General features: G+C 58.0%; 28 protein-coding genes. 16 read left to right on the top strand and 12 right to left on the bottom strand.

The genetic code is table 11. The features are described from left to right. Nucleotides 1-8: 8 nt before the first annotated feature. Together GGR28_RS15355 and GGR28_RS15350 are read left to right on the top strand one after the other, a co-directional pair. The gene (locus tag GGR28_RS15355; protein ID WP_183496706.1) at nucleotides 9-710 is read left to right on the top strand and encodes a hypothetical protein; all 702 of its coding nucleotides are present in this window, start codon (nucleotides 9-11) and stop codon (nucleotides 708-710) included. Further along, nucleotides 700-1833 carry a DUF4097 family beta strand repeat-containing protein gene (locus tag GGR28_RS15350; protein ID WP_183496705.1) on the top strand — a complete coding sequence of 378 codons (1134 nt, stop codon included), beginning with the start codon at nucleotides 700-702 and terminating at the stop codon, nucleotides 1831-1833. The genes GGR28_RS15355 and GGR28_RS15350 overlap by 11 nt, the downstream gene beginning before the upstream one ends. Here the strand turns inward: GGR28_RS15350 and odhB are convergent. Continuing rightward, entirely contained in the window at nucleotides 1830-3107 is a 1278-nt protein-coding gene (odhB, locus tag GGR28_RS15345; RefSeq protein ID WP_183496704.1) for a 2-oxoglutarate dehydrogenase complex dihydrolipoyllysine-residue succinyltransferase, read from the bottom strand. The two genes, GGR28_RS15350 and odhB, sit on opposite strands and share 4 nt — an antisense overlap. Before the next feature lie 114 nt (nucleotides 3108-3221). Between odhB and GGR28_RS15340 the strand changes: the two genes are divergently transcribed. Together GGR28_RS15340 and GGR28_RS15335 are read left to right on the top strand one after the other, a co-directional pair. Further along, entirely contained in the window at nucleotides 3222-3923 is a 702-nt protein-coding gene (locus GGR28_RS15340) for a spermidine synthase (protein WP_183496703.1), read from the top strand. Beyond that, nucleotides 3920-4279, top strand: coding sequence for a hypothetical protein (locus GGR28_RS15335; protein ID WP_183496702.1), 360 nt, complete (start codon nucleotides 3920-3922; stop codon nucleotides 4277-4279). Before GGR28_RS15340 ends, GGR28_RS15335 begins: the two co-directional genes overlap by 4 nt. Before the next feature lie 26 nt (nucleotides 4280-4305). Here the strand turns inward: GGR28_RS15335 and GGR28_RS15330 are convergent, their stop codons facing one another. Then, nucleotides 4306-4773, bottom strand: a complete 468-nt coding sequence (locus GGR28_RS15330; protein ID WP_183496701.1) for an SRPBCC family protein — start codon at nucleotides 4771-4773, stop codon at nucleotides 4306-4308. Nucleotides 4774-4995: 222 nt separating this feature from the next. On the opposite strand from GGR28_RS15330, the gene GGR28_RS15325 reads away from it, so the two are divergent. The 3 genes from GGR28_RS15325 to GGR28_RS15315 all read left to right on the top strand — a co-directional run bounded on the left by GGR28_RS15325 (nucleotide 4996) and on the right by GGR28_RS15315 (nucleotide 6579). After that, nucleotides 4996-5370 carry a TraR/DksA family transcriptional regulator gene (locus GGR28_RS15325; RefSeq protein ID WP_183496700.1) on the top strand — a complete coding sequence of 125 codons (375 nt, stop codon included), beginning with the start codon at nucleotides 4996-4998 and terminating at the stop codon, nucleotides 5368-5370. A gap of 103 nt (nucleotides 5371-5473) precedes the next feature. Beyond that, nucleotides 5474-6079, top strand: a complete 606-nt coding sequence (locus tag GGR28_RS15320) for a lipoprotein signal peptidase (protein WP_183496699.1) — start codon at nucleotides 5474-5476, stop codon at nucleotides 6077-6079. A gap of 56 nt (nucleotides 6080-6135) precedes the next feature. Continuing rightward, nucleotides 6136-6579, top strand: coding sequence for a hypothetical protein (locus tag GGR28_RS15315; protein WP_183496698.1), 444 nt, complete (start codon nucleotides 6136-6138; stop codon nucleotides 6577-6579). 3 nt (nucleotides 6580-6582) lie between these two features. Here GGR28_RS15315 and GGR28_RS15310 read toward each other — a convergent pair whose 3' ends face one another. The 4 genes from GGR28_RS15310 to GGR28_RS15295 form a co-directional block, all read right to left on the bottom strand. Beyond that, entirely contained in the window at nucleotides 6583-7824 is a 1242-nt protein-coding gene (locus tag GGR28_RS15310; protein WP_183496697.1) for a hypothetical protein, read from the bottom strand. Between the two features lie 83 nt (nucleotides 7825-7907). Next, nucleotides 7908-9251, bottom strand: a complete 1344-nt coding sequence (locus GGR28_RS15305; RefSeq protein ID WP_183496696.1) for a cryptochrome/photolyase family protein — start codon at nucleotides 9249-9251, stop codon at nucleotides 7908-7910. Nucleotides 9252-9351: 100 nt separating this feature from the next. Further along, nucleotides 9352-9687 carry a phosphoribosylpyrophosphate synthetase gene (locus tag GGR28_RS15300; RefSeq protein WP_183496695.1) on the bottom strand — a complete coding sequence of 112 codons (336 nt, stop codon included), beginning with the start codon at nucleotides 9685-9687 and terminating at the stop codon, nucleotides 9352-9354. Nucleotides 9688-9741: 54 nt separating this feature from the next. After that, nucleotides 9742-10374 (bottom strand): porin family protein, encoded by a 633-nt coding sequence (locus tag GGR28_RS15295; protein WP_183496694.1) that lies wholly within the window; start codon nucleotides 10372-10374, stop codon nucleotides 9742-9744. Between the two features lie 103 nt (nucleotides 10375-10477). Here GGR28_RS15295 and GGR28_RS15290 point away from each other — a divergent pair, with 103 nt between their 5' ends. Further along, nucleotides 10478-11284, top strand: a complete 807-nt coding sequence (locus GGR28_RS15290) for a hypothetical protein (protein WP_183496693.1) — start codon at nucleotides 10478-10480, stop codon at nucleotides 11282-11284. Nucleotides 11285-11402: 118 nt separating this feature from the next. After that, complete coding sequence (locus tag GGR28_RS15285) at nucleotides 11403-12149, top strand: glucosaminidase domain-containing protein (protein WP_183496692.1); 747 nt, start codon at nucleotides 11403-11405, stop codon at nucleotides 12147-12149. A gap of 3 nt (nucleotides 12150-12152) precedes the next feature. Here GGR28_RS15285 and GGR28_RS15280 read toward each other — a convergent pair whose 3' ends face one another. From GGR28_RS15280 to GGR28_RS15270, 3 genes are all read right to left on the bottom strand, one after another. Continuing rightward, entirely contained in the window at nucleotides 12153-12557 is a 405-nt protein-coding gene (locus GGR28_RS15280) for a DUF5606 family protein (RefSeq protein ID WP_183496691.1), read from the bottom strand. 38 nt (nucleotides 12558-12595) lie between these two features. After that, nucleotides 12596-14590 (bottom strand): alpha-ketoacid dehydrogenase subunit alpha/beta, encoded by a 1995-nt coding sequence (locus GGR28_RS15275; RefSeq protein WP_183496690.1) that lies wholly within the window; start codon nucleotides 14588-14590, stop codon nucleotides 12596-12598. 458 nt (nucleotides 14591-15048) lie between these two features. After that, a complete protein-coding gene (locus GGR28_RS15270; RefSeq protein ID WP_183496689.1) occupies nucleotides 15049-16845 on the bottom strand; it encodes a DUF5060 domain-containing protein in 1797 nt (598 codons plus the stop codon). A gap of 135 nt (nucleotides 16846-16980) precedes the next feature. Here GGR28_RS15270 and GGR28_RS15265 point away from each other — a divergent pair, with 135 nt between their 5' ends. Together GGR28_RS15265 and GGR28_RS15260 are read left to right on the top strand one after the other, a co-directional pair. Further along, on the top strand, nucleotides 16981-17388 hold the full coding sequence (locus GGR28_RS15265) for an ester cyclase (protein ID WP_183496688.1): 408 nt from the start codon (nucleotides 16981-16983) through the stop codon (nucleotides 17386-17388). A 48-nt stretch (nucleotides 17389-17436) separates the two neighbouring features. Then, nucleotides 17437-18297, top strand: a complete 861-nt coding sequence (locus GGR28_RS15260) for a nuclear transport factor 2 family protein (RefSeq protein WP_183496687.1) — start codon at nucleotides 17437-17439, stop codon at nucleotides 18295-18297. A gap of 1 nt (nucleotide 18298) precedes the next feature. Here GGR28_RS15260 and GGR28_RS15255 read toward each other — a convergent pair whose 3' ends face one another. Further along, nucleotides 18299-19885, bottom strand: a complete 1587-nt coding sequence (locus GGR28_RS15255; RefSeq protein WP_183496686.1) for a sulfatase family protein — start codon at nucleotides 19883-19885, stop codon at nucleotides 18299-18301. On the opposite strand from GGR28_RS15255, the gene GGR28_RS15250 reads away from it, so the two are divergent. The 4 genes from GGR28_RS15250 to GGR28_RS15235 are packed head-to-tail and all read left to right on the top strand — an operon-like array spanning nucleotide 19884 to nucleotide 21936. After that, entirely contained in the window at nucleotides 19884-20066 is a 183-nt protein-coding gene (locus tag GGR28_RS15250; protein WP_183496685.1) for a hypothetical protein, read from the top strand. The genes GGR28_RS15255 and GGR28_RS15250 overlap by 2 nt on opposite strands. Further along, nucleotides 20063-20416 carry a hypothetical protein gene (locus GGR28_RS15245; protein ID WP_183496684.1) on the top strand — a complete coding sequence of 118 codons (354 nt, stop codon included), beginning with the start codon at nucleotides 20063-20065 and terminating at the stop codon, nucleotides 20414-20416. Before GGR28_RS15250 ends, GGR28_RS15245 begins: the two co-directional genes overlap by 4 nt. An 11-nt stretch (nucleotides 20417-20427) precedes the next feature. Then, nucleotides 20428-21447 carry a radical SAM protein gene (locus tag GGR28_RS15240; protein ID WP_183496683.1) on the top strand — a complete coding sequence of 340 codons (1020 nt, stop codon included), beginning with the start codon at nucleotides 20428-20430 and terminating at the stop codon, nucleotides 21445-21447. Between the two features lie 30 nt (nucleotides 21448-21477). Next, nucleotides 21478-21936 (top strand): DinB family protein, encoded by a 459-nt coding sequence (locus GGR28_RS15235; protein ID WP_183496682.1) that lies wholly within the window; start codon nucleotides 21478-21480, stop codon nucleotides 21934-21936. Nucleotides 21937-22965: 1029 nt separating this feature from the next. On the opposite strand, the gene GGR28_RS15230 is transcribed toward GGR28_RS15235, so the two are convergent. Beyond that, nucleotides 22966-23235, bottom strand: coding sequence for a hypothetical protein (locus GGR28_RS15230; RefSeq protein WP_183496681.1), 270 nt, complete (start codon nucleotides 23233-23235; stop codon nucleotides 22966-22968). Between the two features lie 176 nt (nucleotides 23236-23411). Between GGR28_RS15230 and GGR28_RS15225 the strand changes: the two genes are divergently transcribed. Then, a complete protein-coding gene (locus tag GGR28_RS15225) occupies nucleotides 23412-25079 on the top strand; it encodes a DUF885 domain-containing protein (protein ID WP_183496680.1) in 1668 nt (555 codons plus the stop codon). Here the strand turns inward: GGR28_RS15225 and GGR28_RS15220 are convergent. Then, nucleotides 25076-25315, bottom strand: coding sequence for a hypothetical protein (locus tag GGR28_RS15220; RefSeq protein WP_183496679.1), 240 nt, complete (start codon nucleotides 25313-25315; stop codon nucleotides 25076-25078). The genes GGR28_RS15225 and GGR28_RS15220 overlap by 4 nt on opposite strands. Nucleotides 25316-25418 lie beyond the last annotated feature (103 nt).

Below are 25418 nucleotides of genomic sequence, written 5' to 3'. Positions count from 1 at the left end.
GAACCGTCATGGAAAACGATAAGCTAAGAAACTTCATCCAGAATCACCGGGAGGAGTTCGACGTAGACGCTCCACCGACCGGTCTCTGGAACCGAGTCGCCGCCGCAATACGGCAGGAGGACTCCGCCGTCGACCCCCTCGAGGGGTTCGTCGCCACCCACCGCGATGCATTTGACAACGCCACCCCCCCGCCCCAACTATTTGAGCGGATCGTAGATACTACGACCAAGGAGCCGCGAAAGCTGATGGCCGTCACGGGCGGCGGCCTGCGCATCATCCGCTACTTCAGCGCGATTGCCGCCTGCCTGTTGCTGATGTTCTTCGCCTACAACTTCGGCAACCGCGCCGGATACCAGGCCGGACAGGAGGAACGCATCGCGCAGCAACTCGAAAAAATGGATCCCGAACTGGCCGAGGCCGAACGCTTCTACCGCCAGCGGATCAACAACGAGTTCGTGAAGGTGAGTCAGGTGAACGACGACCCCCAACTTCGCCGTGATTTGAACCAACTCGACGAGACGACCGCCCAAATTCGGGCCGAACTGCTCGAGGTTCCCGTAAGCCAGCGCCCCATGCTGGTCAATAAGTTAATCGAGACGTACCGCACCAAGCTCGATATCCTGCTGCGCATTCAGCAGCACTTCCCCAATCCCAATTCTCCCGATGGCGGCTACACGCCCCGTCCAACTCAATCAACTCATGAAAGTTAATTTTACCACCGCATTGCTGATGCTTTTTCTGCTGCTGTCCCTGCCGGGCGCGGCTTCCCATCCGGTGGGCGATTTTGAAAAACGAATCTCCGAAACGTTCGCCATCCGCAACGACGGCCGCGTAAGCCTCGATAACCGCTACGGCGAAATAAAGGTCGTAACCTGGAACCAGCCCAAAGTCAAGATCGACGTCCTCATCCGGATCGCCGCCCGCAACGAAGAAGACTTTAAAAAGGTACTCCAACGCATCGACGTCCGCCTTTCCGGAGCAAACAATGCCGTGTCCGCCATTACCTCGGTCAACTCCGGCGGAAAGGGAAGCAGTTTCTGGAGCTACTTCACCAACAGCTGGGGCAGCAACGACGATTTTAAAATCTACTACACGGTCAGTATGCCGGAGAGCGTCAGTCTGGAAGTGGAAGCCAAGTACTGCGACGTCGAACTTCCCAACCTGAGCGGAGAGATGACCCTGGGTGTAGCCTACGGTGACCTGGTCGCCGGCCGACTGACCAACCGCGGCACGGTAAACGTGAGCTACGGCTCCGCCAGAATCGAACAACTCGGTACCGAAAGCACCGTCAAACTACGCTACAGCGAAGGGGCCATCCGCAATGCCGGCAACCTGCGCTACGACGGGCGGTACAGCGAAGTACGCTTCGGCAAAGTAGGCGTGCTGCGGCTCGACGTGGGCTACGAGGAGATCGAGGTCGAATCCGCCGACGAAGTATACATGGACGGAAACTACAACGACCTCTCCGTAGAGTATACGAACCGGATCTTTGTCGACGGAAGTTACACGGACTTCAATATCGGTACCGTCACCAAAGTGCTCGAAGCCAGTTGCAACTACGGCGATATCGAAGTCGACAAGCTATCCGCCGGCTTCGAACGGATCACCATCCGGGCCTCCTACACCGACGTTCAGATCGACGTGGACGACGACGCGGGTTACACCCTGGATCTCGACGCCAAGTACGGCGACATCGACGTTCCCACCAGTGGACTCAGCCCACGCAACATCGGCAGCGAAAGTGGCCGCGATTACGTGAAGGGGACTAAAGCGGGTAGGGGGAACGGAACGATTAAGGTCTCGACCAGCTACGGGGATATAGAAATCTACTAAAGGCCCAGCAACAACAGCGTTGGATCTTCCAGTAGCTCCTTTACCTTCACGAGAAAGGTAACGGAGCTGCTGCCGTCAATAACCCGGTGGTCGTAGCTGAGGGCGATGTACATCATGGGGCGAACGACGACCTCACCCTTGACCGCGATGGGCCGCTCGATGATGTTATGCATACCGAGAATGGCCGACTGGGGCTTGTTGATGATGGGCGTACTCATCATGCTGCCGAAGACGCCTCCGTTGGTGATCGTGAAGGTGCCGCCGGTCATTTCCTCAATGCTCAGCTTGTTGTCACGGGCCTTTGCGGCGAGTTCCTTAAGCTTGGTTTCGATGTCGGCGAAGTGCAGCGATTCGACGTTGTGGATGGGCGGAACGACCAATCCGGTAGGGGTGGAGACGGCAAAGCTAATGTCGACGAAGTCGTGGTAGATCAGCTCCTTCTCATCACTACTGATCTCGGCGTTGACGTCGGGCATCTCCATCAGGACCTGGGCGCAGGCCTTAGCGAAGATGGACATGAAACCGAGCTTCACGCCATGCTTCTTCACAAATTTTTCCTGCACCTTCTGGCGCAGTTCCATTACCGCGCTCAGGTCTACCTCGTTGAAGGTGGTGAGCATGGCCGTTTCGTTCTTGGCACTCACCAGGCGGCTGGCGATGGTGCGGCGCATGCGGCTCATCTTCTCCGTGCGGGTGTTGCGGCTGAAGGATTCCTGGCTGGTGGCGGCGGGTTTTGGTTGGGGGGCGGCGGCTTTCTTTTCCACGGGGGCAGCAGCGGGAGCGGGTGGGGCAGCGGCGGCAGTCTTCGCGTCCTCCTTGGTGATGCGACCGTCGCGGCCGGTACCGTTGACCGTTTTGGGATCTATGTTGCCTTCGCGGAGGATTTTCCCGGCGGCCGGGCTGGGGGTACCGGAAGCGTAAGATTCGGACTGGGGCGGGGCCGCGGGTGCGGTGGACTGCGGCTGAGTAGCGGAGCTGGCGGGTTGTGACCCGGAGCCGGACGGGGCGGCGGGGGCACTTTCCGCTTCTTCCTGGACCGAGGTGTCGATCTTGGCGACCAGTGCTCCGATCTTGAGGTCGTCGCCTTCGGCGGCTACGTAGATCAGTTTACCGGAGGCCTCGGCGGGGAATTCCAGGGTGGCCTTATCCGATTCAAACTCACAGATGGGCTCGTCAAGCTCGACGTAATCGCCGTCGCCCTTCAACCATTCGGAGAGGGTGACTTCGGTTACGGATTCCCCGATGACGGGAACTTTCATTTCGACGATACTCATGCTGGGAAAGACTTTTGGGTGGGTTAAATCTCCTGGGATAACGCCGCAAGATATTGCGGGTTGAGTTAGCGGAATGAAAATGGGCGGGTGTCGCCGTTGTATTTTGGTGCCGGAATGAGCAAACCCGCCCACATTTCCCGGCTGCGCTACTGGCTCAGCTACCTATGGGAACAACGCCTGGAAACCACCGCCTCCGTATACAATGACTACCTCGAGGTATGCGTCGTCCACGGGCGGCTGCAACTGGTGGCCGAAGATGCGATCTACAGTTTCGGTGACTACTACCTCAATTTCCGCAAACTCTTCGAGATCTTTGATTTCGAACGGCTGCCGGAACGGGCCAGCGTACTCGTGCTGGGGCTGGGACTGGGGAGCATCCCGGAGCTGCTGGAGAAGTACATCGGTCTGGAGTACAGCTACGTTGCCGTGGAGATCGATGCCGCCATCATCGAACTGGCCAGCAAGTACAGTTTGCCCGCCCTTGACTCCCCGATCGAGGTGGTAGAAGCCGATGCGTTCGCCTTCCTGCAGCTCGACGAGCGGCGGTTCGACCTGATCTGCGTGGACGTATTTCAGAATGCTAACGTACCCGATCACCTCAACGGGACAACGTTTATCGAGCTATGCCAGGAGCGTTTGCTGCCCGGAGGCGCCCTGGTTTATAATCGGCTTGCTTCGAGTATCCCGGATCGGAACGCCGCGCGGAGCTACTTCGAGGACGTCTTTGCACCTGCGTTCCCCGCCCCGAAATTGCACGACACCGGCGGCAACTACCTGCTGCTGAACGACGGCAGTTTTCTTAATTTGCCGGCATGAAACGGATTTGTCCCGAATGCGGGGAGGAGTACACGGGCCGCTCCGACAAAAAATTTTGCTCGGCCCCCTGTCGCTCGGCCCACCACAACCGCCAGAACGCGGAGGAACAGGGATTCCAGCGCGCCATCAACAATATCCTGCGCCACAACCGCAACGTGCTGGCGGAGCTTAATCCCGACGGCAAGGCCAACGTGCGCCGCGATCGAATGATCGACCGGGGATTCAAGTTCCGCTACTTCACCAACGAGTACACCACGCGCAACGGCAAACTCTACCACTTCTGCTACGACTACGGCTACCGGGTGGAAGACGGCGACTGGGTATTCCTGATCAAGCGGCAGGAGTATGTGGAGTAGCAATTTCAAATTGGCAATTTCAAATTTTAAATTTCTGGAAACAGCCGCTGGATCGCCCTCTCCCGCTCGGTGAAGATCTTTTTGACCTGACGGTGTACGAATAGCTTATCGGCGATGGTGCCGAGGAAGCGGAGGGGTGCCTGGTAGTGGAGGATGTCCCGCATTTCGGTCACGTTGGCGGAGACGGAACGGAAGTGGTGCTGGTGGTGCCAGAGGGCGAAGGGGCCGACGCGCTGGTCGTCGATAAAGTGCTCGTGGTGGCGAATGTGAGTGATCTCGGTGACCCAGTCGGCGGTGAACCCGGGAAAGGGCGTCACGCGGTACTGCACGATCATGCCCTCGTACATCTCCTGGCCGGCGACGGGAGAGACGATTTCGAACTTTACTTCCGGCGGCGTGAGCTTCTCCAGGTTTTCGGGGCGGCTGAAGAAATCCCAGGTTTCCGCGAGGGGGCGTGGGACGGTGGTGGTACTCTCGAGGCGGCGTGGGGTCACGGGTATGAGTTGTTGGGACGAAGCTGGCGAGGTAACGGGGCGGTGGCGGTTCGGTTGCTGAGACTGCCATAAAGTTTTACAGAACTAATTGCCGGGTGGAGGGTGATCTTCCGTATATGATTTGTATTAAGTTAAAACAAACGAAGATATACCAGGTCTTGCGTATTACCGGTATATTTGTGCGCACCTTGCGAACGAAGATTTAACTTAATTACAATCACCATGCAAACACAACAACTTCACCAAACCCGGTACAGCGACGCTGAGCTGGCCGAGTTTAAAGTGATCATTGACACCAAGCTTGCCGAGGCCCGTCGGCAGCTCCAGTTCTACCTGGACCAGCTATCGGAGCAGACCAACAGCGAAGACGGTAAAGTACGCGGCCTCGACGATGGAGTTGGCACCATGGTCAACGAGGATACCCACCGGCTCGCCAGCCGACAGCAGCAATTGATCCAGCACCTGGAAAACGCCCTGCTGCGCATCGACAATAAGGTGTACGGCATCTGCCGCGCCACCGGGGAGCTAATCAGTCCCGAGCGGCTACGCATCGTACCCCATACTACGCTCAGCATACACGCCAAGCAGAATCGATAGTGCGTAGCGCGACTGCGTACTAGGCCGATTTCGTAAATTGCCAGCCTCCTTCGCCCATGGCGTGGAGGTTGCTTTATTTAGGAGCAAGCCTATTCCCAGCCGAATGACGCGAAAGCTTACCCTCTTCCTGATCCTTTTAAGCGTCCTGCTGCTCGACCAGGCCCTGAAATTTTGGGTCAAGACCAATATGTTCTACGGGGAGGAGTTCGGTATTCTGGGAGCCGACCGGGCGCTGATTCACTTCGTGGAGAACAACGGCATGGCCTTCGGGCTCAGTTTCGGCGGACGGGAGGGGAAGCTGATCCTGAGCCTGTTCCGTATCCTGGCGGTAGTGCTGCTGGGATACTATCTGGTGGACCTGCTCCGGCAACGGGTTTCCGGCCTGCTGCTGGCGGCCTTCACCTTCATCGAGGCGGGCGCGCTCGGCAACATCATCGACAGCGTGTTCTACGGGGTGCTGTTTTCGGAGTCAAGGCCAAATGGTCAGATCGCGGAATTCCTACCCGCGGGCGGTGGCTACGAGTCGCTGTTCTTCGGGCGCGTGGTGGATATGTTCTACTTCCCGCTGGTGTACGGCGTTTATCCGGACTGGCTGCCGCTGGTCGGCGGAAACTCTTTTTTGTTCTTCCGGCCGATTTTTAATGTAGCCGACGTATCCATTAGCGTGGGGGTGGTGTTGTTGTTGGTGTATTATTATAGGAGGGATTGAGGGAATGAAGGACTGAGGGGGGGAAGGATTGAGGGATTGTACATAAACTACTTGGTTTGCTTAGACTGTCTTCTAATTTGACGCTTTTTCTGAAGCTCTTCCTTCCGGTGTTTTGGACCACCGTGATGATCGGGACGGCCCTGGTGATCTGGTTTGCACCGGAGCACTACTTTGGGGGGGTGCCGCTACAGTCGTTGCGCTGGGGTATTCTCTTCGTCTTGCTTACGGGGCTGGCGACCTTCTGGTTCGTGTTCTGGCCACTGAAGCGGGTGGAGACCGACGGGCGGGCCGTGTACGTGAGCAACTACTTCAGGACGGCGCGGTACGATCTGGCGGAGGACGTAGCCGGCTTTTATGAAGCCCGGTGGTTGTTCTTCAAAATATGTACCCTGGAGCTACGGGGTAAGGGCACCTTCGGGCGGCGGATGCGCTTCGTGGCTTCCCGGAAGCAGTTCGACAACTTCCGGCGAGAATTTTCCGGGGAGGTTACGTTCGAGTAGGCCCTACAGTCGGGTATTGATCACATTATTGTACAGGGAACCGAAGGTGTAGCTGAAGCCTACGCTGACGTCGGCACTGAAGCTGGTGGCCAACTGGGTAAGGCCCAGTAGGCGATCCGAATCGGAAATTTCTCCGGCCGGGAGGCTGATCTGGTCGTTGATGATGTCGTAGCTGCCGCCGACGTTGAAGGATAGGCCCTTGATGAGACGTACGTCGGCTCGCATATCGAGGGAGAGGCGGTTCTTCTTGAAATCATCTAAGTAGTTTGCCGCGGATATACCGGCGAACACCTGTCCCCACCGTTGGCGTAAGCGCAGGTCGATATCCAGGCTCTGGCGGGCGAGGCTCTCTTCCGTCTTCAGAAATACGGTGGTATCGGTGTAGACATTCTTGACCCATCCGAGGCGGTAGGCAATGGTGAATTCCTTAAACGGGACCTGATTATAGTCGAAGATATTGTACTCCACGGCCGGGGCGATAAAGATGCCGAGGTCGATGTTGCGGTAGGTGGACGAATTGGCGCTGCTGAGGATGCCCACCGACCAGTGGTTGCCGATGCTCTTGACCACCTTGCCGTCGAACCACTGATCGCGACGTACCGAAGTGATGGGTTCGCCCTGCTGTTGCTGGATCTTCTCGATGCGGTAGAAAAAATTGGGGCTGAAACGGATGCGCCAGTCGGGGGTAGTGCGATCCGCTTCGAAGCCGAGCCGGATCTGGGTCTTACTGCGCTGGCTTTCCTGGTTGGCGCTGAAGCTGGCACTGGTCTCGAAGATCCAACTGTTCCAGCGGTCACCGGCCATTTCCGGATCTACTACTTCCTGTTCGGTGGGTTCCGGAGGGGCCTGGGCGGTTAGGTCGACCAGGTCCGCGTAGTCAGTGCCGGCGAGGAATCCGGCCAATCCCAGCTCGATACGTTTGTTCAGGTATTCATCTCGTTCGAGATTCGTCATGACGGCCGTGGTGGACACCTTGAAGCTGAGGCTGTTGCCCGCGAGTTCTTGCTGTCCCTTAAACTGGAGATCGTACACGCGACCGCCGTTGCTGAGGTAGTTGGTGACGATGAAGAGGTTGACCTGGGCGTTGACCGGGTCGATGGTGTGGTTGACGTAGTTGAGTTCCTGCTTCAACAGCGTCCTATTGCAATCACATTCCGTAAAGAGGTTCAGTCGTTTTTGCCCGTAGCCAGATTGGGAGACGAGTAGACCAATCACCACCAGAGTGGCGGTTAAAAGAAATTTCATTGGCGCGGGTAGTTAAAAATCCCAAAAATAAAGGGGTTGCCGGTCGTCCCCCAACCCCATGGCTACCACATGCGGGTATAAATCTAGGTCTCCCGGGCTTCTCTCAGGGCTTCTTTGTACACCCTCAACGCCCGTTCGCGGCCAAACTTGTGCTCCACGAGGGGTTCTGCAGGATATTTATCCGTCCCGTATTCCGGTACCCAACGTTTTACGTAGCGGTAATCTTTGTCGAATTTACGTTGCTGGCTCTCGTAGTTGAAGATACGGAAGTAGGGCTGTGCATCCACTCCGCTGCCCGCCGCCCACTGCCAGCCGCCGTTGTTGCTGGCGAGTTCGTAGTCGAGAAGTTTGTCGGCGAAGTATCCCTCTCCCCAGCGCCAGTCGATAAGCAGGTGCTTGGTCAGGTAACTCGCCGTGATCATCCGCACCCGGTTGTGCATCCAACCGATCGCATTGAGCTGTCGCATGCCGGCATCGACGATGGGTACGCCGGTCTTCCCTTCGCACCACTTTTCAAACTGCTCCTCGTCGTTGATCCAGGGAATGTTGTCGTACTCCCTGCGGTAACTCTCGTTCACAACCCGCGGAAATTCCTGCAGGATGTTGGAGTAAAAATCCCGCCAGATCAGCTCCTTCACGAACGTCTCGTTGAGCTTCATGGCCCTTCGCACCTTAGCCCGAACGCTCACCGTTCCGTGCCGCAGGTGGTGACTGATCCGACTGGTTCCCTCCTGTCCGGGGAAGTCGCGCGTCTTATCGTAATGCTCGATCACTTCGGCGGGCGCTTCCTTCGGTGGTATCTCGATGTCGGTGGGTTTAAAGCCCATATCGGCCAGCGTCGGCACGGGGTGGGGCGAAGATTCCTTCAGCAGGTTGTCCGCATACGTCTCGGTCGGGTAAGGCTTTAGGTAAAAGCTGATCTTTTCGCCTGCAAAGCTGCTCATCCGGGTGTCGAGGGTCTTCTTCCACCGGCGCATGTATGGGGTGTATACCGTGTACGGTCCGCCCGCTTGCTTCTGTACCTCGTCGCTCTCGAAAATGACGTGGTCCTTAAAGTGGCGAAAGGGGATGTCGTGCTCGTCCAGCAACTCCTTCACCGCCAGATCACGCGCGATCGCGTAGGGTTCGTAATCGCGATTAGTGTATACCGCCGTCGGGTTCAGCTCATCGCGCAACTGCGCAAAAACCTCGATGGGCTTACCGTAGAAGGCGCGCAAGTCACTGCCGTGCGCCCGGTACGCTTCCGCCAGTTCCTCCACGCTCCGCTGAATAAATTCTACCCTTACGTCGGCCTTATTCGGCAGCTTATCCAGAATATTCCGGTCAAAAATGAAAATCGGAAGGACGGGGTCACCAGTTTTCAGTGCCCGGTAGAGTCCCGCATTGTCGGTAAAGCGGAGGTCACGGCGGTGCCAGAAGATGGTCATGGGGGAGGGGGTTAGTACGGTAGTACGATAGTTGGGTAGTACGGTAGTCGAGCGGTACTACCGTACTACCGTACTACCCAACTACCGTAATACTCCACTCCTAAACCTTATCCGGATCCTCATACTCCACCCGAAACTTCTCGATCATTTCTGGAGAGAGGCTGTCGGCATAGACGCCATAGGCATCGACCAGTAGGCCCTTGGTACCGTCGGCGGCTTCGATTCCGTAGAGCACGGAGTTGTCGTCGGTGCTGCTCATGCCCTCGAAGCGGTAGGTATGGGTGATGGTGAAGTCCTCCGGGTTGTAGTGCTTCTCGTTCTGGGGGCACTCGAGGTGTTTCTCCTTCTGGTTGAAGTCGAATTCGTAGCCCTTGCTCTTCAGGTCTTCGATGGCGAAGGAGAGGCTTTCGTATGGATTGTCGTGCAGGATCGGCATGGGCGTGAGTTTATGATGTACGGGTATAAGTCCGCACGGCCCTCGCCGGTTCGCTCAACGGATGGCATAAAATAGGCCCAGATTTCCTCCGTACGCCTGCCGGATGCTCGTGGCCACCTGACTTTCCCCGGGTTTAAGCAAGTTACTGAAGCCCTGCAAAATGCGTCCCTCCAGTTGCAAAGTCAGGGGTCCCGCTTCTACATTTAGGCCCAGACCTGCCCGCAGGCCGTAATTCAGGCGGAAGGGAAGCTCCCGGCCCCGGTAAGTGTTAGCGGGCTCCTGATCCGGGTCGAAGCTGGCCGGCAGGGTCTCGTTATCCTCCAGCGGTACGGACAGGTACGGCCCAAGCTGCAACAGTGGCTGGATAAACCCGCGGCCCACGCTGAATTGAGTAAGCAACTGGATTTCGGCGTAGTCCAGCCGCCGTTCGTAAAGCTCGTCGCCGTAATTTTCCTGCCATCCGGCACTGGCTAGGCTTGCTTCCGCCTGGAACCCGACCAGTTGCTTGTCGAAGTAGCGGATCGCAATTCCGTAGCTTTGGCCGGGCAGCGTCAGCACGTCTACCGTAGGCGTAAAATCGACCGTGTGCCACATTTGTCCCCCCACAAGGCCGACCTGTAGCCGCCGAAAATCACTGCTGTCACGTTGTGCCCACAGCACCTGCGGAAGCGCAAAAAAAAGAAGCATGCGGAGCAAATATGTCATGGGGCGGGGTCGCGGGTGCAAGGTAAGTCGCAAGGTGCAAGGTATACCGGACGGACCAATATTGCCATTCCTGCGTTTAAGCGGTATGACCTTGCGCTCTTTGGTAGTGGTATTCCTGTTCGTAAGTTGTGCCGCGAGCCGCTCGCAAACACCGATAGGCGTAGCGGACTTTTTCATCGACCCGATGGGGAAGGCCTACTTCCTGCTAGACGATGACCGGCTCGTAACCGGCAATCAACTCGGCGCAAATACCTACAGTTTTTACGACAGTAGTCTCGGCTCTCCCGATTACGTTGACGTTGCCAATCCCTTCCAGATTCTGGTGTACTACCGGGCCTACGGTACCGTACTGGTGCTCGACCGCACCCTCAGCGAACTCGACCGCATCGATCTGTTTGCCAACCAACACATCCGCCAGCCCGGTGCCATCGCGCGCAGCTACGACAACGGCATATGGGTCTTCGACAACTGGAACTACCGCCTGCTGCGGCTAAACGAACGGGGAGAACCGGACCAGCAAACCAACAACCTCCGCCTACAACTGGGAGAGGACAGCGAACCCGCGGCGATATTCGTCGACCGCACTACCGTGATGCTGTACTTCAGGGAGAGTAGCCGCCTGGCGGTTTTCACCAATTACGGGGAATTTCGCGGGTGGGTGGCGGTTCCACCCCACTCCCGGCTCTCCTGGAATGCGCCTTACCTTCTGGGGATCAAGGACGACGGAACGGTGTGGAACTACACTTCCGGCCAAACGCAGACAATTCCCCTGGGCAGCCTTCCTGCCGCACTTACTGGGATGAGCAAAGTCATGGCGGGCCCGACCGGTTACCTAAGTGTAGGGCCGGGAGAATTATTGGTCACTACCACGGAGTTTCCGGAAAAAAACTAATCAAACAATTTGTTTGATAAAGGCGTGCGACCTAACTTTGCCGTACACCGGTGCTTCGGCTACCGGGGGGTTACACTCAGGACCGATCACATTTCGTCCTCGTTAAAGGTTGCAAAAAATGAAAGTCTTACTTACTCGCCTGACGGCCTTCGTCGGCAGGCACTGGCTGCGCGTCGGCCTGATCGGCTGTGCCCTTCTCCTCCTGTCCCAGAAGCAGGTGAACTTTAATCTTCGGCTCGGGCACCCCGCGTCGGAACCCTTGCCGGCCACTACTTTACCGGAGCGTCCGATTGAGGCGACCTCATCCGCTGAGCCCCTCTACTATACGGATGAGCGCACGGCGGCGGCTTCCAAAGACAGCGGTGGTGGCTTCTTCTCCCGGTTCAACATATTCGCTAGCAATTCCGAGGCTGACCAGTTCAGTCTGCTGGAGAAGGTGGGCGATGCGCAGGTGGCGGCTTACCTGGAGCGGTTCGGACACGTGGCGCAGGCCGAGCAAAAAAAATTCGGTATTCCGGCCAGCGTCATTTTGGCTACCGGGCTGCTGTACAGTCGGGCGGGGCAGGCTGCGGGAGCGCGGGATTTGAACAACTACTTCGGACTAGGCTGTACGGCCGACTGGAACGGCGCTACCGGACGCTCCGGCGGCGAGTGCATGCGCCGTTATGAGACGGCCTGGACCAGTTTCCGGGACTTTAGCCTACACGTGACCAGTGGCTCCTTCAGTCGGATGACGCAGTTCGATGCTCGGGACTACCGGCGCTGGTCGGCCGGGCTACAGGAACTCGGACTCAATAACGACGGTACCCTGGCGGCCCAACTACAGCGTACGATTGATCGCTACGAGCTGGCGCGGTTCGATTAGGGCTTACTCTTCCTCGGAGAGGTCGGCAAACAGCTGGTTGTCCAGCATGAAGTGATACCACTTGAGTAGCCGCTTTACGTCACTGGCGTGTACCCTTTCCTTATCGTAGGTGGGCAGGACGTCTTCGAGGTAATCGAACAGCCGTTCCTTGCTTTCATTCGGTGCCGGAGCGGGGTTGTCTTCGTGCTGCTCCTGCATCCGGTCAAACACCTTGCGCAGGGGCTCCGCGTCTCCGTCGTCGGTGTACACGGCCATGCTTTCCAGCGGAGCGAATTGGTGCTTACGGGCGGGGGCGAAGCGGCGCTTCTTGCTGCGCATGTCTTCGACGATGATGCCTCCCTTGCGTTCGGTCACAACGGTATATAATCCGGGTAAGCCGCTGACGGCGATGATTTCACTGAATTTCATGGCGCGAAGGTAATGTGGGGGGGTGGTAATGTGGTGGGTTAGTAGGCAAGCAGTTGTCGAATAGCGGTGGTGAGTCGATTTTTGGGGAGGTACTGCTCTTCGAGGGCGGGAGCGAAGGGAACGGGGGTGTCCAGGCTGGCGACGCGGCGGACGGGGGCATCGAGCAGTTCGAAGCAGTGTTCCGAGATCCAGGCCGCTAGTTCGCCGCCGAATCCGCCGGTAAGGGAGGCTTCGTGGAGCACGATGGCGCGGCTGGTTTTGGCTACCGATGTCCGAATGGCATCGTAGTCTAAGGGTGTCAAGCTGCGGAGGTCTATGATTTCAACATCGCCACCTACCGAGTCTACCGCCTCACTTGCCCAGTGTACCCCAGCGCCGTAGGTGACAATGGTGAGGTCGTTGCCCTCGCGCACCATACGTGCCTTCCCTATTTCCCCGGGCGTATACCCTTCACTGACCGGTCCGCTGAGCGAACGGTAAAGCCCCTTGTGCTCGAAGAAGAGGACCGGATTAGGATCCGCGATGGCGGCAATCAGTAGTGATTTGGCGTCTTCGGGCGTACTAGGGTATACGATCTTTAAGCCGGCCACCGAAGTAAACCAGCTTTCCATCGTCTGGCTGTGGAAGGGACCGGCTCCGACGCCCCCACCTACGGGAAGTCGGATCACCACGTCGGCATTCTGCCCCCAGCGGTAGTGTAATTTGGCCAGGTTGTTGACGATCTGGTTGAAGCCTACGCTCACAAAATCGCCGAACTGCATCTCCACCATGGCCTTTCCGCCGGCGATCGCGTAGCCCAGGGCTGCACCGATGACGCCGCTTTCACAGAGGGGGGTATTGCGGACGCGTTCCTTTCCGAACTCCGCCACGAAGCCGTCCGTGATCTTGAATACACCGCCGTAGTCGGCAATATCTTGTCCCATCAGCACGAGTTGGGGATGCGCGTGCATGGCTTCTCTGAGGCCATCACTAATGGCGTCAACAAAACGTTTTTCCACCGAGTTGCCCGGCTGCGATGTCCGAAGCGCGGGCGTAGGTGCGAAGAGGTCTCCTATCTCATTTTCGGTGGAGGCCGTCACGGCGGGCAGATCGGCGGCGGTGGTGAGGGCGTCTTCGATGGCTTGTTTAATCTCCGTTTCCCACTTCAGTTGTACGGCATCATTAAGTAAGCCCCGGTGGCGCAGGAATTCACCGAATGAGGTGACCGGGTCGCGGGCTTGCCAGCTTTCGATCAGTTCGTCGGGTACGTACTTGACGCCGCTGGCCTCCTCGTGACCGCGGACGCGGAAGGTGCGGCATTCTACTAGTACCGGTTCGGGGTTTTCCCGCATTTCTTCGGCAAGTTGCTTGATGGTGGAGTACACCTCCAGAATGTTGTTGCCATCGATGGACAGCGATCGCATGCCGTAACCCTTCCCCCGGTCGGCCAGGCTGTCGCAGGCATACTGTTCGCTGACCGGTGTGGAGAGGCCGTATCCGTTGTTTTCAATTACGAAGAGCACGGGAAGTTTCCATACTGCCGCAATGTTGAGGGCTTCGTGGAAATCTCCCTCGCTGGTGCCGCCGTCGCCGGTGAAGGCCAGGCTGACCTTTGGTTCTCCCCGCATTTTATGCCACAGCGCAACTCCGGCGGCCAGGGCCAACTGCGGTCCGAGGTGGCTGATCATACCGACGATGTGGTGTTCGGTGCTGCCGAAATGGAAGCTGCGGTCGCGGCCCTTGGTGAATCCGCCGGGCTTTCCCTGCCACTGGGCGAAGAGGCGTTCGAGGGGCACTTCCCGACCGGTGAATACCCCCAAATTTCGGTGCATGGTGAAGATAAATTCATCCGGTTCCAGGGCAAGGGTACAGCCTACGCTGATGGCTTCCTGTCCGATGCCCGAGAACCATTTGGAGATCACGCCGCCGCGGAGCTGCTTCAGCATCTTTTCTTCGATGAGGCGGGGACGCAGGAGCTCGCGGTAGAGGCGGAGCAGCGTTTCGTCCGATAGGTCGTAGCCGGTGTAGGTGAGGGGGGTGGTGGTGGCCGTCATGGTGTAAAAATACGGCAAGGGTGGGGTGTGGTGGTTGCTGCGCAACGGGGGAGTGGTCACCGCAGATTGCGCAGAAGGCGCGGATTTTTTCGCAGATTGAGTTGCTGCGCAGCGTAAGGGCAAGGTCGAGGCGTTGCACGCCGAGGGGGGTGTGGTGGTTGCTGCGCAACGGAAAAAGTCAACCACGGATTACACGAATTTGCACGGATTCATTCACGGATAGAAGGATAGAAGGTGTAAGGTCGAGCGACCTCTGGTCTGAGATGGTAGGGGTTGCTGCGCAGCGTAAGGGCAAGGTCGAGGCGTTGCACGCCGAGGGGGGTGGTGGTGGTTGCTGCGCAACGGGGGAGGTTCACCGCAGATCACGCAGAAGGCGCGGATTTTTTCGCAGATTGAGTTGCTGCGCAACGGGTTATTTTGGTCGAGGCGTTGCACGCCGAGTCAGCATAGATGGGTCATTACTTCGCTACGGCTTTTACCAAAATCACCCAGTCCATCATTGGTTCGGCGGGAGGGGGGGCAAGGGTGAGCTGATCGGCACTGCTTTGGGTGGCGACTGGTTGGGTGAGGTCGCCGGTGCGGGGGTTAAGGTAGCGAATAGTGTAGGCGCCGGGCTTTACCTGTATCGTTTTCGGGGCCGGCTGGTCGATCTTTTTTAGGATGAGGAAGTGTGCGTCGTCTTTTGTTGCCAGTATCCAGTCGTTGTCTGCGGGGGTGCGGTCATTGGCGGGGGACATCTGGTCGAGGGGCACGGCCTGTTCGCGGAGGAAGGTGAGGGCTGCGCGGCACTGGTCCCAGAAGAGGTCGCGGCTGCGGAAGTCCTGGCAGCTGAGGTCGGAGTGGGGGTGGGCGTAACCGAAGTACCACTCGACGCCCCAGGCGCCGGCCATGAGGGCGCCCCAGAGGGCATTCTGGCGAGCCAGGTTGTGCTCGGGGTCTTCTCCGTCGGTGATGAGGCTGTGCTGGGCGTCGCCGGGTTCGTCGACGGCGACGGCCAGGGGGCGTTTGGCGTCACGAGCGAGATCGAGCCAGCGGCGGGTGGCGGGGTAGACACGGCTGAAGTCGGCCCGATTGGTTTGCAGCGATAGGCCGGTGTACTCGCTTTCCGGACCAAGAATGTCGTAAAAGGCCTGCCCGTTGTGGATCACGATCAGGTGGCCGTAGGGGTCGGTGGCGGCGAGGTGGCGGGCCATGGCCAGTCGCTGGGTGGTGGTCTGCATGGGGGTGACTTCCTTCTGGTTCCACACGCCGTTTTCCTCGCCGACGTTCCAGTTGAGGGCGGGGTGGTGACCGAAGCGGGCAATGAGCTCGCGGTAGAAGAGCTTGCGCTGGGGCCCTACGTCGCCGCCGTCGAGTAAGCCCTGGTTTTCGGCTTCCGAGAGCTTGAAGTGGAGGAACATGCCGTTGCGGGTAGCGTGGTCAAAGACGACTTCCCACTGGTCGAGTTTGCTGACGTCCATCCGCTCGTAATCGTTGTAGGTCACGTAGGGAAAGACGTTGCGATCGTCGCCGGCGATGTTGAGGACCAGGAAGCTGATCGAGTTCATTTCCTCCTCGGCGAGGTAGTTGATGGCACCGATGAGACCCTTTCCCTTGCCGTCATGCCAGCTCGGGTCGCCTTCTTTCCAGTCGCGAACGTGCGGCTCCCAGGTCTTTACCAGGTCGTCGCGGTGGCCGTCGTTGTGGAAGGTGCCGTCGAAGTCGGCGTAGGAGAGGAGGTTTTCCGGTGCATCGGGACCAGATTTGATGAACAACTCCCCGGTCTCCGCCCAGCGGGGATATTGTTGGCCGTTGAACTGCAGGCGCCCCTTGCCATGGAGGTCACGGCCGCCTTTGTCCGTCTTTCGGATCGTGAACGAGCCCCGCTTTCCGTCGATTCCCTGCACCTGCGTCCCCGCCAGATTATTGTCCGCTACGGCTACGTTGCTTCCCCGGCGGAAGCTGATTTGGTAGGTCCACTCGCCGGCGCGATCGGGGGAGAAGCGTGCCCGCCATTTATTGCCCTTGGTTGCCCCCGTTTGACCGGCGTTGCCATCTGCGGCGAAGTAGCCCGGCACGGTATAGGTAGCGGAATCGTGGGTAAAGGTCACGTCCATCCGGTAGTGGAGAAAGGGGTTGTAGGTGTCGTCCTCCCCGGTATCGGGGCCGTCGGCAGTAAGCGTGATGGGGTACCAGGTCATGTGCTCACCGGTAAGTTCGACCTGTGCGACTAGTCCGATGGGAAGCAAAAGTGAAAGCAGTAACAGGGTTCTCATTGAGACAGTATGTGGGCGTTCAGAAAGTGTAGTGCTTCAACAAAGTACCCATTCATGCCGAACATCGTCCACCCGAACCCGGTAGCGTAACCGAGCCAACAACTAATAAACCCCACAATTCAACAACCAAACCCCATGACCAACACCGAAGCCCAGAAAAAATTCGGCGAAGCCGTTAACACCGGTAAGCTCGAGCTGATCCGCGAAGTCGTCGCCCAGGACGTAAAGGACCACGACCCCGCCCCCATGCAGGGCCCCGGCCCCCAGGGCTTCATCGACTTTTTCACCATGATGCGCAACGCCTTCCCCGACCTCAAGATCGAGGTGAAGCACCTGGTCACCGATGCCGACAACGTCTGTTTTGCCTACACGGTCTCCGGTACCCATAAGGGAGAATTTATGGGAGTTGCCCCCACCGGCAAATCGTTCAGCGCGCGGGGTATGCAGATCGGTCGCTTCGAAAACGGCAAACTAAAGGAGCGTTGGGGTAGTACCGACGAGCTTGGCATTCTGAAGCAACTGGGAGTAGAAGTGCCGGGCTAAATCGCTTTACTTTTAGGGCATTGATCCTAGCCAAGTAAAGTCCGTCCGATGAAATCCCATCTACTTTCCTTGATTCTGTTTGTGTTGCTCGGTGCGCTGCTACCTGCCCAGTCCACGCCCCGTGAAACCCTCACCCAGCTCTTCGACGGAATGCGAAGCGGCGATTCCACGGGGATGGGCGCCCTGTTTCACCCCGGTGCCTCGTTGAACTCCGTAGCGGTGGATTCGGCCGGTCGTACCGTAGTGAATGAAGGAAGCATCACCGGCTGGCTCTCCGGACTCCACCAGGCCGATGCCGGTATCCTAGACGAGCAGCTCCACTACACCGAGATCCGTACCGACGGCCGCCTGGCCACCGCCTGGACGCCCTACACCTTCGTGCTCAATGGCGAGATACACCACTGCGGCACCAACGCCTTTCAGCTCGTGCATGACCAGGATCGGTGGCGGATCGTCAACATCATGGACACCCGAAAGACGACCGGCTGCACCCTACCATCGACCACCCCGGTCGAACAGCAACTTAAGGACCTGGCCACTAACTGGCACGCCGCCGCCGCCAGTGCCGATCTGGACGCCTTCTTCGGTGCCATGACTCCGGATGCTATTTACATCGGCACCGACCCCGGCGAGCACTGGACGCGGGAGGAGTTTTACGCCTTCGCCAAGCCTTACTTCGATGCGGGCAAGGCCTGGGAGTTCACTGCTACGGAGCGCCACGTATTCTATGACCCGGACGCCAAGGTTGCCTACTGGGACGAGCTCCTCGACACCTGGATGGGTCCCTGCCGCGGTACCGCCGTCGTCAAGCGCGACCAAAAGGGTGAGTGGAAGATCGCCCACTACACCCTGAGCATGACGGTGCCGAACGAGCGGGTGGAGGCGGTGATGGAGGCGATCAACGAATAAATCAGTCCGTCACCCTCAACTCCTCCCGTAATTCCCGCAACGCCCCCTGCAACCGCTCTTTCTCTGCGGCCAGTGCCGGGTCGTCGACGCGATTTTCCATTTCCTGGGGGTCTTCCTCCAGGTCATACAATTCGTACCCCTCGAAGCCCGGCTCGGTGAAGTGGATCAGCTTGTAGCGATCGCCGCGCACCCCTTCGTGGCGGGCCACGCGGTGGTAACTGTCCATCTGCTGGTAGTAGCGGTAGTAGATTTCGTCGCGCCAGTCACCGGGGGTGCTGCCTTCAAGGAGGGGCGTCAGGCTGCGGCCCTGTGCTTCTTCGGGTACAGTCACACCGGCCAGTTCCAGGAGGGTGGGGGCCAGGTCGATGTTGATGACCAGGGCATCGGTTTCGCTGCCGGATTGGATCAGGGGCGGGTAGCGAATCATCAGGGGCGTACGGTGACTTTCCTCGTACATAAAGCGCTTATCGTACCAGCCGTGCTCGCCGAGGTAGAAGCCCTGGTCGCTGGTGTAAATTACGATGGTGTTCTCGGCCAGTCCGCTCTCGTCGAGGTAATCGAGCACGCGACCCACGTTTTCGTCCACGCTCTTCACGCTGGCCAGGTAATCCTGCATGTAGCGCTGGTAGCGCCAGCCGAGTTCCTCGTCGGTGCCCTTCACGGCCTGCCATTCCTTGCCGACGCGTTGCAGAAAAGGCTCCCACGCGGCCCGCTGTCCGTCGGTCAAGCGTCCGAGTTGGCGGTCGAAATTCTTTACCTGATCGAAGTTGGGATTCTTGATGAAGGTGGCACCGCCGGTACCGGGGTCCGGGTTCTGAAACTCGCCGGTCACCTTCAGGTCGTTGCTGGTAAACATGTCGGCAATGCGCATGTCTGCGTGTTCCGCGGCCGGGCGTCCCGCGTAGTCGTCGCGTAGGGTAGCGGGTTCGGGGTATGTTTTGTCGAGCAATCCGGCCAGGTCGCTGGTGTCGGGCATCCAGTTGCGGTGGGGGGCTTTGTGCCAGTAGAGCATCATGAAGGGCTGGTCGCTCGCGGCGTTGCGCTTCAGTTCTTCCAGGGCGTAGTCGGTGATCAGGGTGGAGGTGTAGCCCGTATCGGCCGTCAGGGTGTCGCCATTGTGCACAAACACCGGGTTGTAGTAGCTGCCCTGTCCGATCAGTCCACGAAACTCGTCGATGCCGCGGGGTACGGCCTGCAAATGGTGTTTGCCGATCAGGGCAGTGCGGTAACCGGCATCGTGGAGGGCTTCGGGGAAGGTCCACTGGTCGGGATTAAACGGGCTCAGGTTGTCGATCTTCCCGTTCAGGTGGCTGTACTTTCCGGTCAAAATGGCGGCGCGGCTGGGCGCACAGATCGAGTTGGTCACGAAGCTGTTGCGGAAGAGCATGCCTTCATCGGCGATGCGGTCCAGGTGGGGCGTCTCAATCAGCTCGTCGGTATAGGCAGAGATGGCCCGCTGCGCGTGATCGTCCGACATGATAAATACAATATTCGGGCGGCGGGGCGCGGGAGCGGTGTCCGTTCCATTAGAAGCAGTGCAAGCTGGTAGGACGGCCGCCAGCACAAGGAGATATAGGATGATTCGCATGGATGGGAAGATAGTGGAAGGAGATAAAACCGGCCGTGGGCGGCGCAATTTTGTGTTGCCTGCCGTGTTGGTGGTACCGCTTTTCCTGCCACAAATGGCCGCGAAATTATTTATTGGTACGGGAGTAACGCTGCAAATCACGGTGGCAATAAAGGGCAAATCAAATTCACCTGCATTATGAAAACACCCAGCACCAACGAAAAGGAGAACACCGAGCTCTACGAGAGCATCGTAGAACGCCTTGGCTCGACCGACCTTGACTCCGGCCTTCTAAAGGAATCGTCAAAGCTCATCGCCCAGGCGTACGGGAACGGCATCAAGTGGGATGACGTATTCCCCTACGGCATCAAACGCCCGGATGGCATCACCGCACGCGGACGCGTGTCCATTGACGAGTTTACCAAGGTGAAGGACCTGCTGTCCAATCGACTCCTCCGTCGCCTCGATATCTTCCCCATCGGAATCCGGTGGCCCGATTACCTCGACGTGCACGCTCACTTCTCCAAAGGTCGGGCACCCCGTATCGGGTAGCCCCGGGAACTATGGAATCCGCAGATTTTTCCATCGTCCACGTACACCCCACCCTGAGCTGTAACCTCCGCTGCCGGCACTGCTATTCTTCCTCCTCACCGGGGGAGAAAGCAGGCCTCCGCAGCGGGGAGGTGGTGGCTTACCTCCAGTACCTTCGTGAGGTACACGGCTTTAACGTCCTTTCCGTTTCGGGCGGAGAGCCCTTCCTCTACACTGAACTGAACGAGCTGCTGGAAGGGGCCCGTAAACTGGGGTACCACAACCAGGTCGTCTCGAATGGGATGCTGCTGAAATCTCGTCGCTCGGAAAAGACACTGAATTACATCGACTCCGTGGCCGTCAGCGTCGATGGCGATCGGGAGTTACACAACGCACTGCGGGATTCGACCACCGCCTACGACCGCATGCTGGAAGGGCTTTCCGTGCTACGAGAAACCGGGATGCCTTTCGGGTTGATCCACACACTCACCAAGAAATCGTGGCGCCTGATTCCCCGACTGGTCGAACTCGCTACCGCTCAGGGTGCGGGATTGTTGCAGCTTCACCCACTTGAGGCCGCCGGCCGGGCTACGACGGAGGTGAATGACACGCTCTTTCTTGACCAGGCTGACCTGCACCGGGTCTTCATTCTTGCCACGATCATCCGTGACACGGTTACCGACCTTAAGGTGCAGCTCGATCTGGTGCACCAGGATTATCTGGTCGATCACCCCGAAATGGTGCACGCGGGAGAACCGGTGCCAGCGGCCGTCCGCGACGTGTTCCGGGAAATTATCATTACGGAAACCGGGGACGTTCTACCGATCTCGTACGGGTTTTCTCCGGACTACCTCATCGATACGATTCATAGCGGTCGCTCGCGCACGACCGATCCGGTAGGCGAATTTTTGCGGGAGCGTGGTCCGGCACTCCGGGCCCTGATCAACAGGACCTACGACCGGATGGTAACCGCAAAAGACGAAGCCCTTTTCAACTGGAGCGAGCGAATTGTACGGGAGTCGCATGGATTTGCGCCCGCTGCGCTGGTGTAGTATGGGGTCATACCGTTACCTTTCCCTACCATGAAATACCCCTCCACCTTCGCGCCCGAGACCCTGAGCAACAACATCGACCGTGTCAATCGGCTTACACCCGATACGAAACCGCTGTGGGGCAAGATGAACGCCGCTCAGATGCTGGCCCACCTCAACGTCGCCTACGATATGGAAACCGGGGACCAGCCGGTGAACAACAATTTTCTCATGCGCTTTTTCCTGAAGACTTTCGTGAAGCATGGTGTTGTCGGTCCCGATCCCTATCCGCGCAATACCCGCACGGCCCCCCAGTTCGTCATTTCGGATGAACGGGATTTCGAGCGGGAACGAGCCAAGTTGATCGCCCATTTGGAGCGGGTAGCCGGGATGGGGGAGGCTGCTTACGAAGGCAAGGAGAACGTGAGCTTTGGCGCGATGTCAGCTGAGGAGTGGAGCGTGATGTACCAGAAGCACTTGGAGCATCACATGGGGCAATTTGGGGTGTAGGTCGGAGGGTCTCTGGTCCGAGACGCTTTTTTTTCAACGCAGATTTAAGCGGATTGTCTTCGCAGATTTTCGCGGATTTCAGGTTGAGGGGACTCTGGTCCGAGAAGGTTGCTGCGCAAGGGAAAAGGCCAACCACGGATTACACGAATTTGCACGGATTCGTTCACGGATGGAAGGCGCTAGGTCGCGTGGCACTTAGATTGAGGTACTGTGATCGCAACCGCGGCAAGATGCCACGAATCGGGGTGACCACGAATACAAGAAGGTTACTCGCCACATCACGGGTCTGCGGAGCAAATTTTAAATTTCACCTTACCAATTTGAAATTCCTGCTGAGCGGACTCTGGTCCGAGAAGGTTGCTGCGCAAGGGAAAAGGCCAACCACGGATTACACGAATTTGCACGAATTCGTTCACGGATTAAAGGCGCTAGGTCGCGTGGCACTTAGGTGGAGGCACTGTGATCGCAACCGCGGCAGGATGCCACGAACCGGGCTAACCGCAGATTAGGCGCAGATTTAAGGCCGAGATATTGTGATAGCGACCGCGGCAGGATGCCACGAACCGGGGTGACCATGATTACAATAAGGCTACTCACCACATCACGGGTCTGCGGAGCAAATTTTAAATTTGACCTTACCAATTTTAAATTCCCGCTGAGCGGCCTCTGGTCCGAGGAGGGTTGCTGCGCAACGGAAAAGGCCAACCACGGATTACACGAATTTGCACGGATTCGTTCACGGATTAAAGGCACTAGGTCGCGTGGCACTTAGGTCGAGGTACTGTGATCGTAACCGCGGCAAGATGCCACGAACCGGGCTAACCGCAGATTTAAGGTCGAGATATTGTGATAGCGACCGCGGCAGGATGCCACGAACCGGGGTGACCACAAGTACAACAAAGTTACTCGGCACATCACGGGTCTGTGGAGCAAATTTTAAATTTCACCTTACCAATTTTAAATTCTTGGATTACGCGGATTCAGGTCCCTTCGCATTGAGCGATTTAGCGTTGGCTGATGGGGTGGTACTTAATCTTCGATATCCAGCAGGCGGCCGTCGAAGCCGTACTCGACTTCCATTTTGTCGCCGTTGACTTTGAATTCTACTTCGTAGTGGTCGTCGTCGACGTCCCATTCTATGTCGGTGGCGGCGGGGTAGGCGGTGCGGAAGGCCGTTTCAACGGCGGCGGGGATGCCGTTATTGGGGATGTCTACGGTCTCAACATCAGTTTCTGTTTCAACATTGCCGCAAGCCAGTACAGCGACAACGAAGAACAGGGTGGTAAATAACTTAAGCATCAGGAGTGGTTGAAAAGCCTATAGGGAGCATTAATAAATGTCCGTGTACGGCCTATAACGGCGGACTAACCGAATCATTGCGTAGTAAGTCACAAATTGTGATTGCGAATGTTAGCGTTCCCAGGACTGCTACGCTTTAAGTTACCTTCCGGACACCAAGCCATCCCCGACGAACTATGCGAGTCATCTTTTTCCTGCTGTTTTGTAGTACCGTGGCGGACGGTCAGTCTGATTCCTCTTTCGTCATGCTGTTGGAGGAGTATCAACGTTACGATCGCAGGGATTCTACCGACGTCTGGGGTGTGCAAACGGATGCAGCCGTTCAGGAAGAGATTGCTTTTCTGGAAGATCTTCGCTCCCGCGTCCCCGCCCCGGAACGCTTGTCCGATGCCCTGCGCACCGATCGGGCACTGCTCGACTTTGTCCTGGACGACCGTCTCTACCGACTGCGCTTCGGTCACCACCTTTTTCCCCTGGACGCGGAGGGAGGTTTTCTGGCCTCGGTGATTTATCGATTTAGCGGTAGGCCGATCACAACGGAGGAAGCGTACCGCAAACGCATAGGTGCACTGCGCGGATTACCGGAATTCTTTGCCAATCAGCAGCGAAATATGCGGGGCGGGCTGTTGGAGGGCAAGGTCAACCCCTTTCGCGTAATCGAACTAAATCTTGCCCTCATCGACCGCCAACTGGCGACACCGGTTGGGGAAAGCATTTTCGTGGACTCGGTACTCGACGAAGCAGGTAAAGCCGAGCTTACCCGCCTGACCCGCGATTCGATCTACCCCGCTTACGCCTCGCTGCGCGACTTTCTCGTTACCGAATACTTGCCCGCTCTGCCCCCCGGAATCGGCATCGCCGAGATTACGGACGGAAAGGAATTTTACCGCCAGCGTGTCCGCTTTTTTACCTCGACCGACCTGACCCCCGAGGAAGTATTCGCCACCGGAGAGGCGGAAGTGGCCCGCATCCGCGCGGAAATGGATACCATCATTGCCCGCACGGAATTTGCCGGTACCTACGCCGAGTTTCTGGGATTTCTGCGCAGCGATGCTCAGTTTTATGCCGCTTCCCCCCAGGCGCTGCTGGACCGGGCTGCCTGGATCACCAACCGTATACAGACAGCGGCACCGCGCTACTTTTCTCAACTGCCGCGGATGCCGTTGGTGGTCGCTCCGGTGCCCGCCGCCCTGGCGCCTAATTATACGGGTGGGCGGTACAGTCCGGGCTCCTACACCGACCAGCGCGCCGGACAGTTCTGGGTCAATACCTACGATTTGCCGAGTCGTCCGCTTTACACTCTGCCCGCGCTCGCCCTGCACGAAGGGGTACCCGGTCACCATACTCAAATGATGCTGGCTGCGGAGCTGGAGGGAATGTCGGACTTTCGGCGCGATCTGTACCTCTCCGCCTTCGGTGAGGGCTGGGCCCTCTACTGCGAATATTTGGGGGAGGAGATGGGGATTTACGAGACCGACTACGAGAAATTCGGGCGCCTCACCTACGAGATGTGGCGGGCCTGCCGGCTGGTCGTCGATCCGGGCATGCACTACTTCGGCTGGTCGCGGGAGCGGGCGGTGGAGTATATGGCAGCTAACACGGCGCTGTCGCTGCGGGAGGTAAACTCCGAGATCGACCGCTACATCGGGTGGCCGGGGCAGGCCGTCTCCTACAAGATGGGGGAGCTGACCATCCGCCGCCTACGCAAGGAGGCCGAAGCCGCCCTGGGGGACAACTTCGACCTCGCTGAATTTCATAAGCTGGTGCTGGGCGACGGGGCCGTCACCATGGCGTTGCTGGAAGAAACGGTGCACGACTACATTGCGCGCAAGACGGATGATTAGTCCTCCATTTCCAGTACCTCGCCGGTAGCGGAGTACTCTACTTCCATTTCTTCGCCGTTCATGTCGAATTCTACTTCGTAGTGGTCGTCGTCTTTTGACCATTCTACGTCGGTGGCACCAGGGTAGGCGGCCTGGAAAGCGCTCTGTACGGCGGCGGGTACTTCAACGGCCTCGGCGGTTTCGGCGCAGCCGAAGAGGGCGAAGGCAAGTACGGCGGTGGTTGTCAGTCTAATCATAATGTGGGTAGTTGGTTAACGTAAAAAGGCACACCGTCGGGGCCATTCGGGCGGGTCCGCGGGTGCCGTGTTTTTTGGTTAAACAGCAAAGGGGGCGGGATGT

This window comes from Neolewinella aquimaris, assembly GCF_014197245.1.
In the GTDB taxonomy this organism is placed as follows: domain Bacteria; phylum Bacteroidota; class Bacteroidia; order Chitinophagales; family Saprospiraceae; genus Neolewinella; species Neolewinella aquimaris.
Note: the sequence above shows the minus strand (reverse complement) of the source record. Positions and strands in the feature narration are given on the sequence as shown.

Bases quoted from the DNA above. Each gene is read 5' to 3' on its own strand.
- GGR28_RS15245 (WP_183496684.1), top strand. From the start codon at position 20,063: ATGAAAACACCCAGCACCAACGAAAAGGAGAACACCGAGCTCTACGAG.
- GGR28_RS15265 (WP_183496688.1), top strand. From the start codon at position 16,981: ATGACCAACACCGAAGCCCAGAAAAAATTCGGCGAAGCCGTTAACACC.
- GGR28_RS15225 (WP_183496680.1), top strand. From the start codon at position 23,412: ATGCGAGTCATCTTTTTCCTGCTGTTTTGTAGTACCGTGGCGGACGGT.
- GGR28_RS15230 (WP_183496681.1), bottom strand. From the start codon at position 23,235: ATGCTTAAGTTATTTACCACCCTGTTCTTCGTTGTCGCTGTACTGGCT.
- GGR28_RS15350 (WP_183496705.1), top strand. From the start codon at position 700: ATGAAAGTTAATTTTACCACCGCATTGCTGATGCTTTTTCTGCTGCTG.
- GGR28_RS15325 (WP_183496700.1), top strand. From the start codon at position 4,996: ATGCAAACACAACAACTTCACCAAACCCGGTACAGCGACGCTGAGCTG.
- GGR28_RS15260 (WP_183496687.1), top strand. From the start codon at position 17,437: ATGAAATCCCATCTACTTTCCTTGATTCTGTTTGTGTTGCTCGGTGCG.
- GGR28_RS15255 (WP_183496686.1), bottom strand. From the start codon at position 19,885: ATGCGAATCATCCTATATCTCCTTGTGCTGGCGGCCGTCCTACCAGCT.
- GGR28_RS15335 (WP_183496702.1), top strand. From the start codon at position 3,920: ATGAAACGGATTTGTCCCGAATGCGGGGAGGAGTACACGGGCCGCTCC.
- GGR28_RS15250 (WP_183496685.1), top strand. From the start codon at position 19,884: ATGGATGGGAAGATAGTGGAAGGAGATAAAACCGGCCGTGGGCGGCGC.
- GGR28_RS15270 (WP_183496689.1), bottom strand. From the start codon at position 16,845: ATGAGAACCCTGTTACTGCTTTCACTTTTGCTTCCCATCGGACTAGTC.
- GGR28_RS15355 (WP_183496706.1), top strand. From the start codon at position 9: ATGGAAAACGATAAGCTAAGAAACTTCATCCAGAATCACCGGGAGGAG.
- GGR28_RS15340 (WP_183496703.1), top strand. From the start codon at position 3,222: ATGAGCAAACCCGCCCACATTTCCCGGCTGCGCTACTGGCTCAGCTAC.
- GGR28_RS15240 (WP_183496683.1), top strand. From the start codon at position 20,428: ATGGAATCCGCAGATTTTTCCATCGTCCACGTACACCCCACCCTGAGC.
- GGR28_RS15310 (WP_183496697.1), bottom strand. From the start codon at position 7,824: ATGAAATTTCTTTTAACCGCCACTCTGGTGGTGATTGGTCTACTCGTC.
- GGR28_RS15275 (WP_183496690.1), bottom strand. From the start codon at position 14,590: ATGACGGCCACCACCACCCCCCTCACCTACACCGGCTACGACCTATCG.
- GGR28_RS15320 (WP_183496699.1), top strand. From the start codon at position 5,474: ATGACGCGAAAGCTTACCCTCTTCCTGATCCTTTTAAGCGTCCTGCTG.
- GGR28_RS15290 (WP_183496693.1), top strand. From the start codon at position 10,478: ATGACCTTGCGCTCTTTGGTAGTGGTATTCCTGTTCGTAAGTTGTGCC.
- GGR28_RS15300 (WP_183496695.1), bottom strand. From the start codon at position 9,687: ATGCCGATCCTGCACGACAATCCATACGAAAGCCTCTCCTTCGCCATC.
- GGR28_RS15280 (WP_183496691.1), bottom strand. From the start codon at position 12,557: ATGAAATTCAGTGAAATCATCGCCGTCAGCGGCTTACCCGGATTATAT.
- GGR28_RS15285 (WP_183496692.1), top strand. From the start codon at position 11,403: ATGAAAGTCTTACTTACTCGCCTGACGGCCTTCGTCGGCAGGCACTGG.
- GGR28_RS15235 (WP_183496682.1), top strand. From the start codon at position 21,478: ATGAAATACCCCTCCACCTTCGCGCCCGAGACCCTGAGCAACAACATC.
- GGR28_RS15295 (WP_183496694.1), bottom strand. From the start codon at position 10,374: ATGCTTCTTTTTTTTGCGCTTCCGCAGGTGCTGTGGGCACAACGTGAC.
- GGR28_RS15305 (WP_183496696.1), bottom strand. From the start codon at position 9,251: ATGACCATCTTCTGGCACCGCCGTGACCTCCGCTTTACCGACAATGCG.
- GGR28_RS15220 (WP_183496679.1), bottom strand. From the start codon at position 25,315: ATGATTAGACTGACAACCACCGCCGTACTTGCCTTCGCCCTCTTCGGC.
- odhB (WP_183496704.1), bottom strand. From the start codon at position 3,107: ATGAGTATCGTCGAAATGAAAGTTCCCGTCATCGGGGAATCCGTAACC.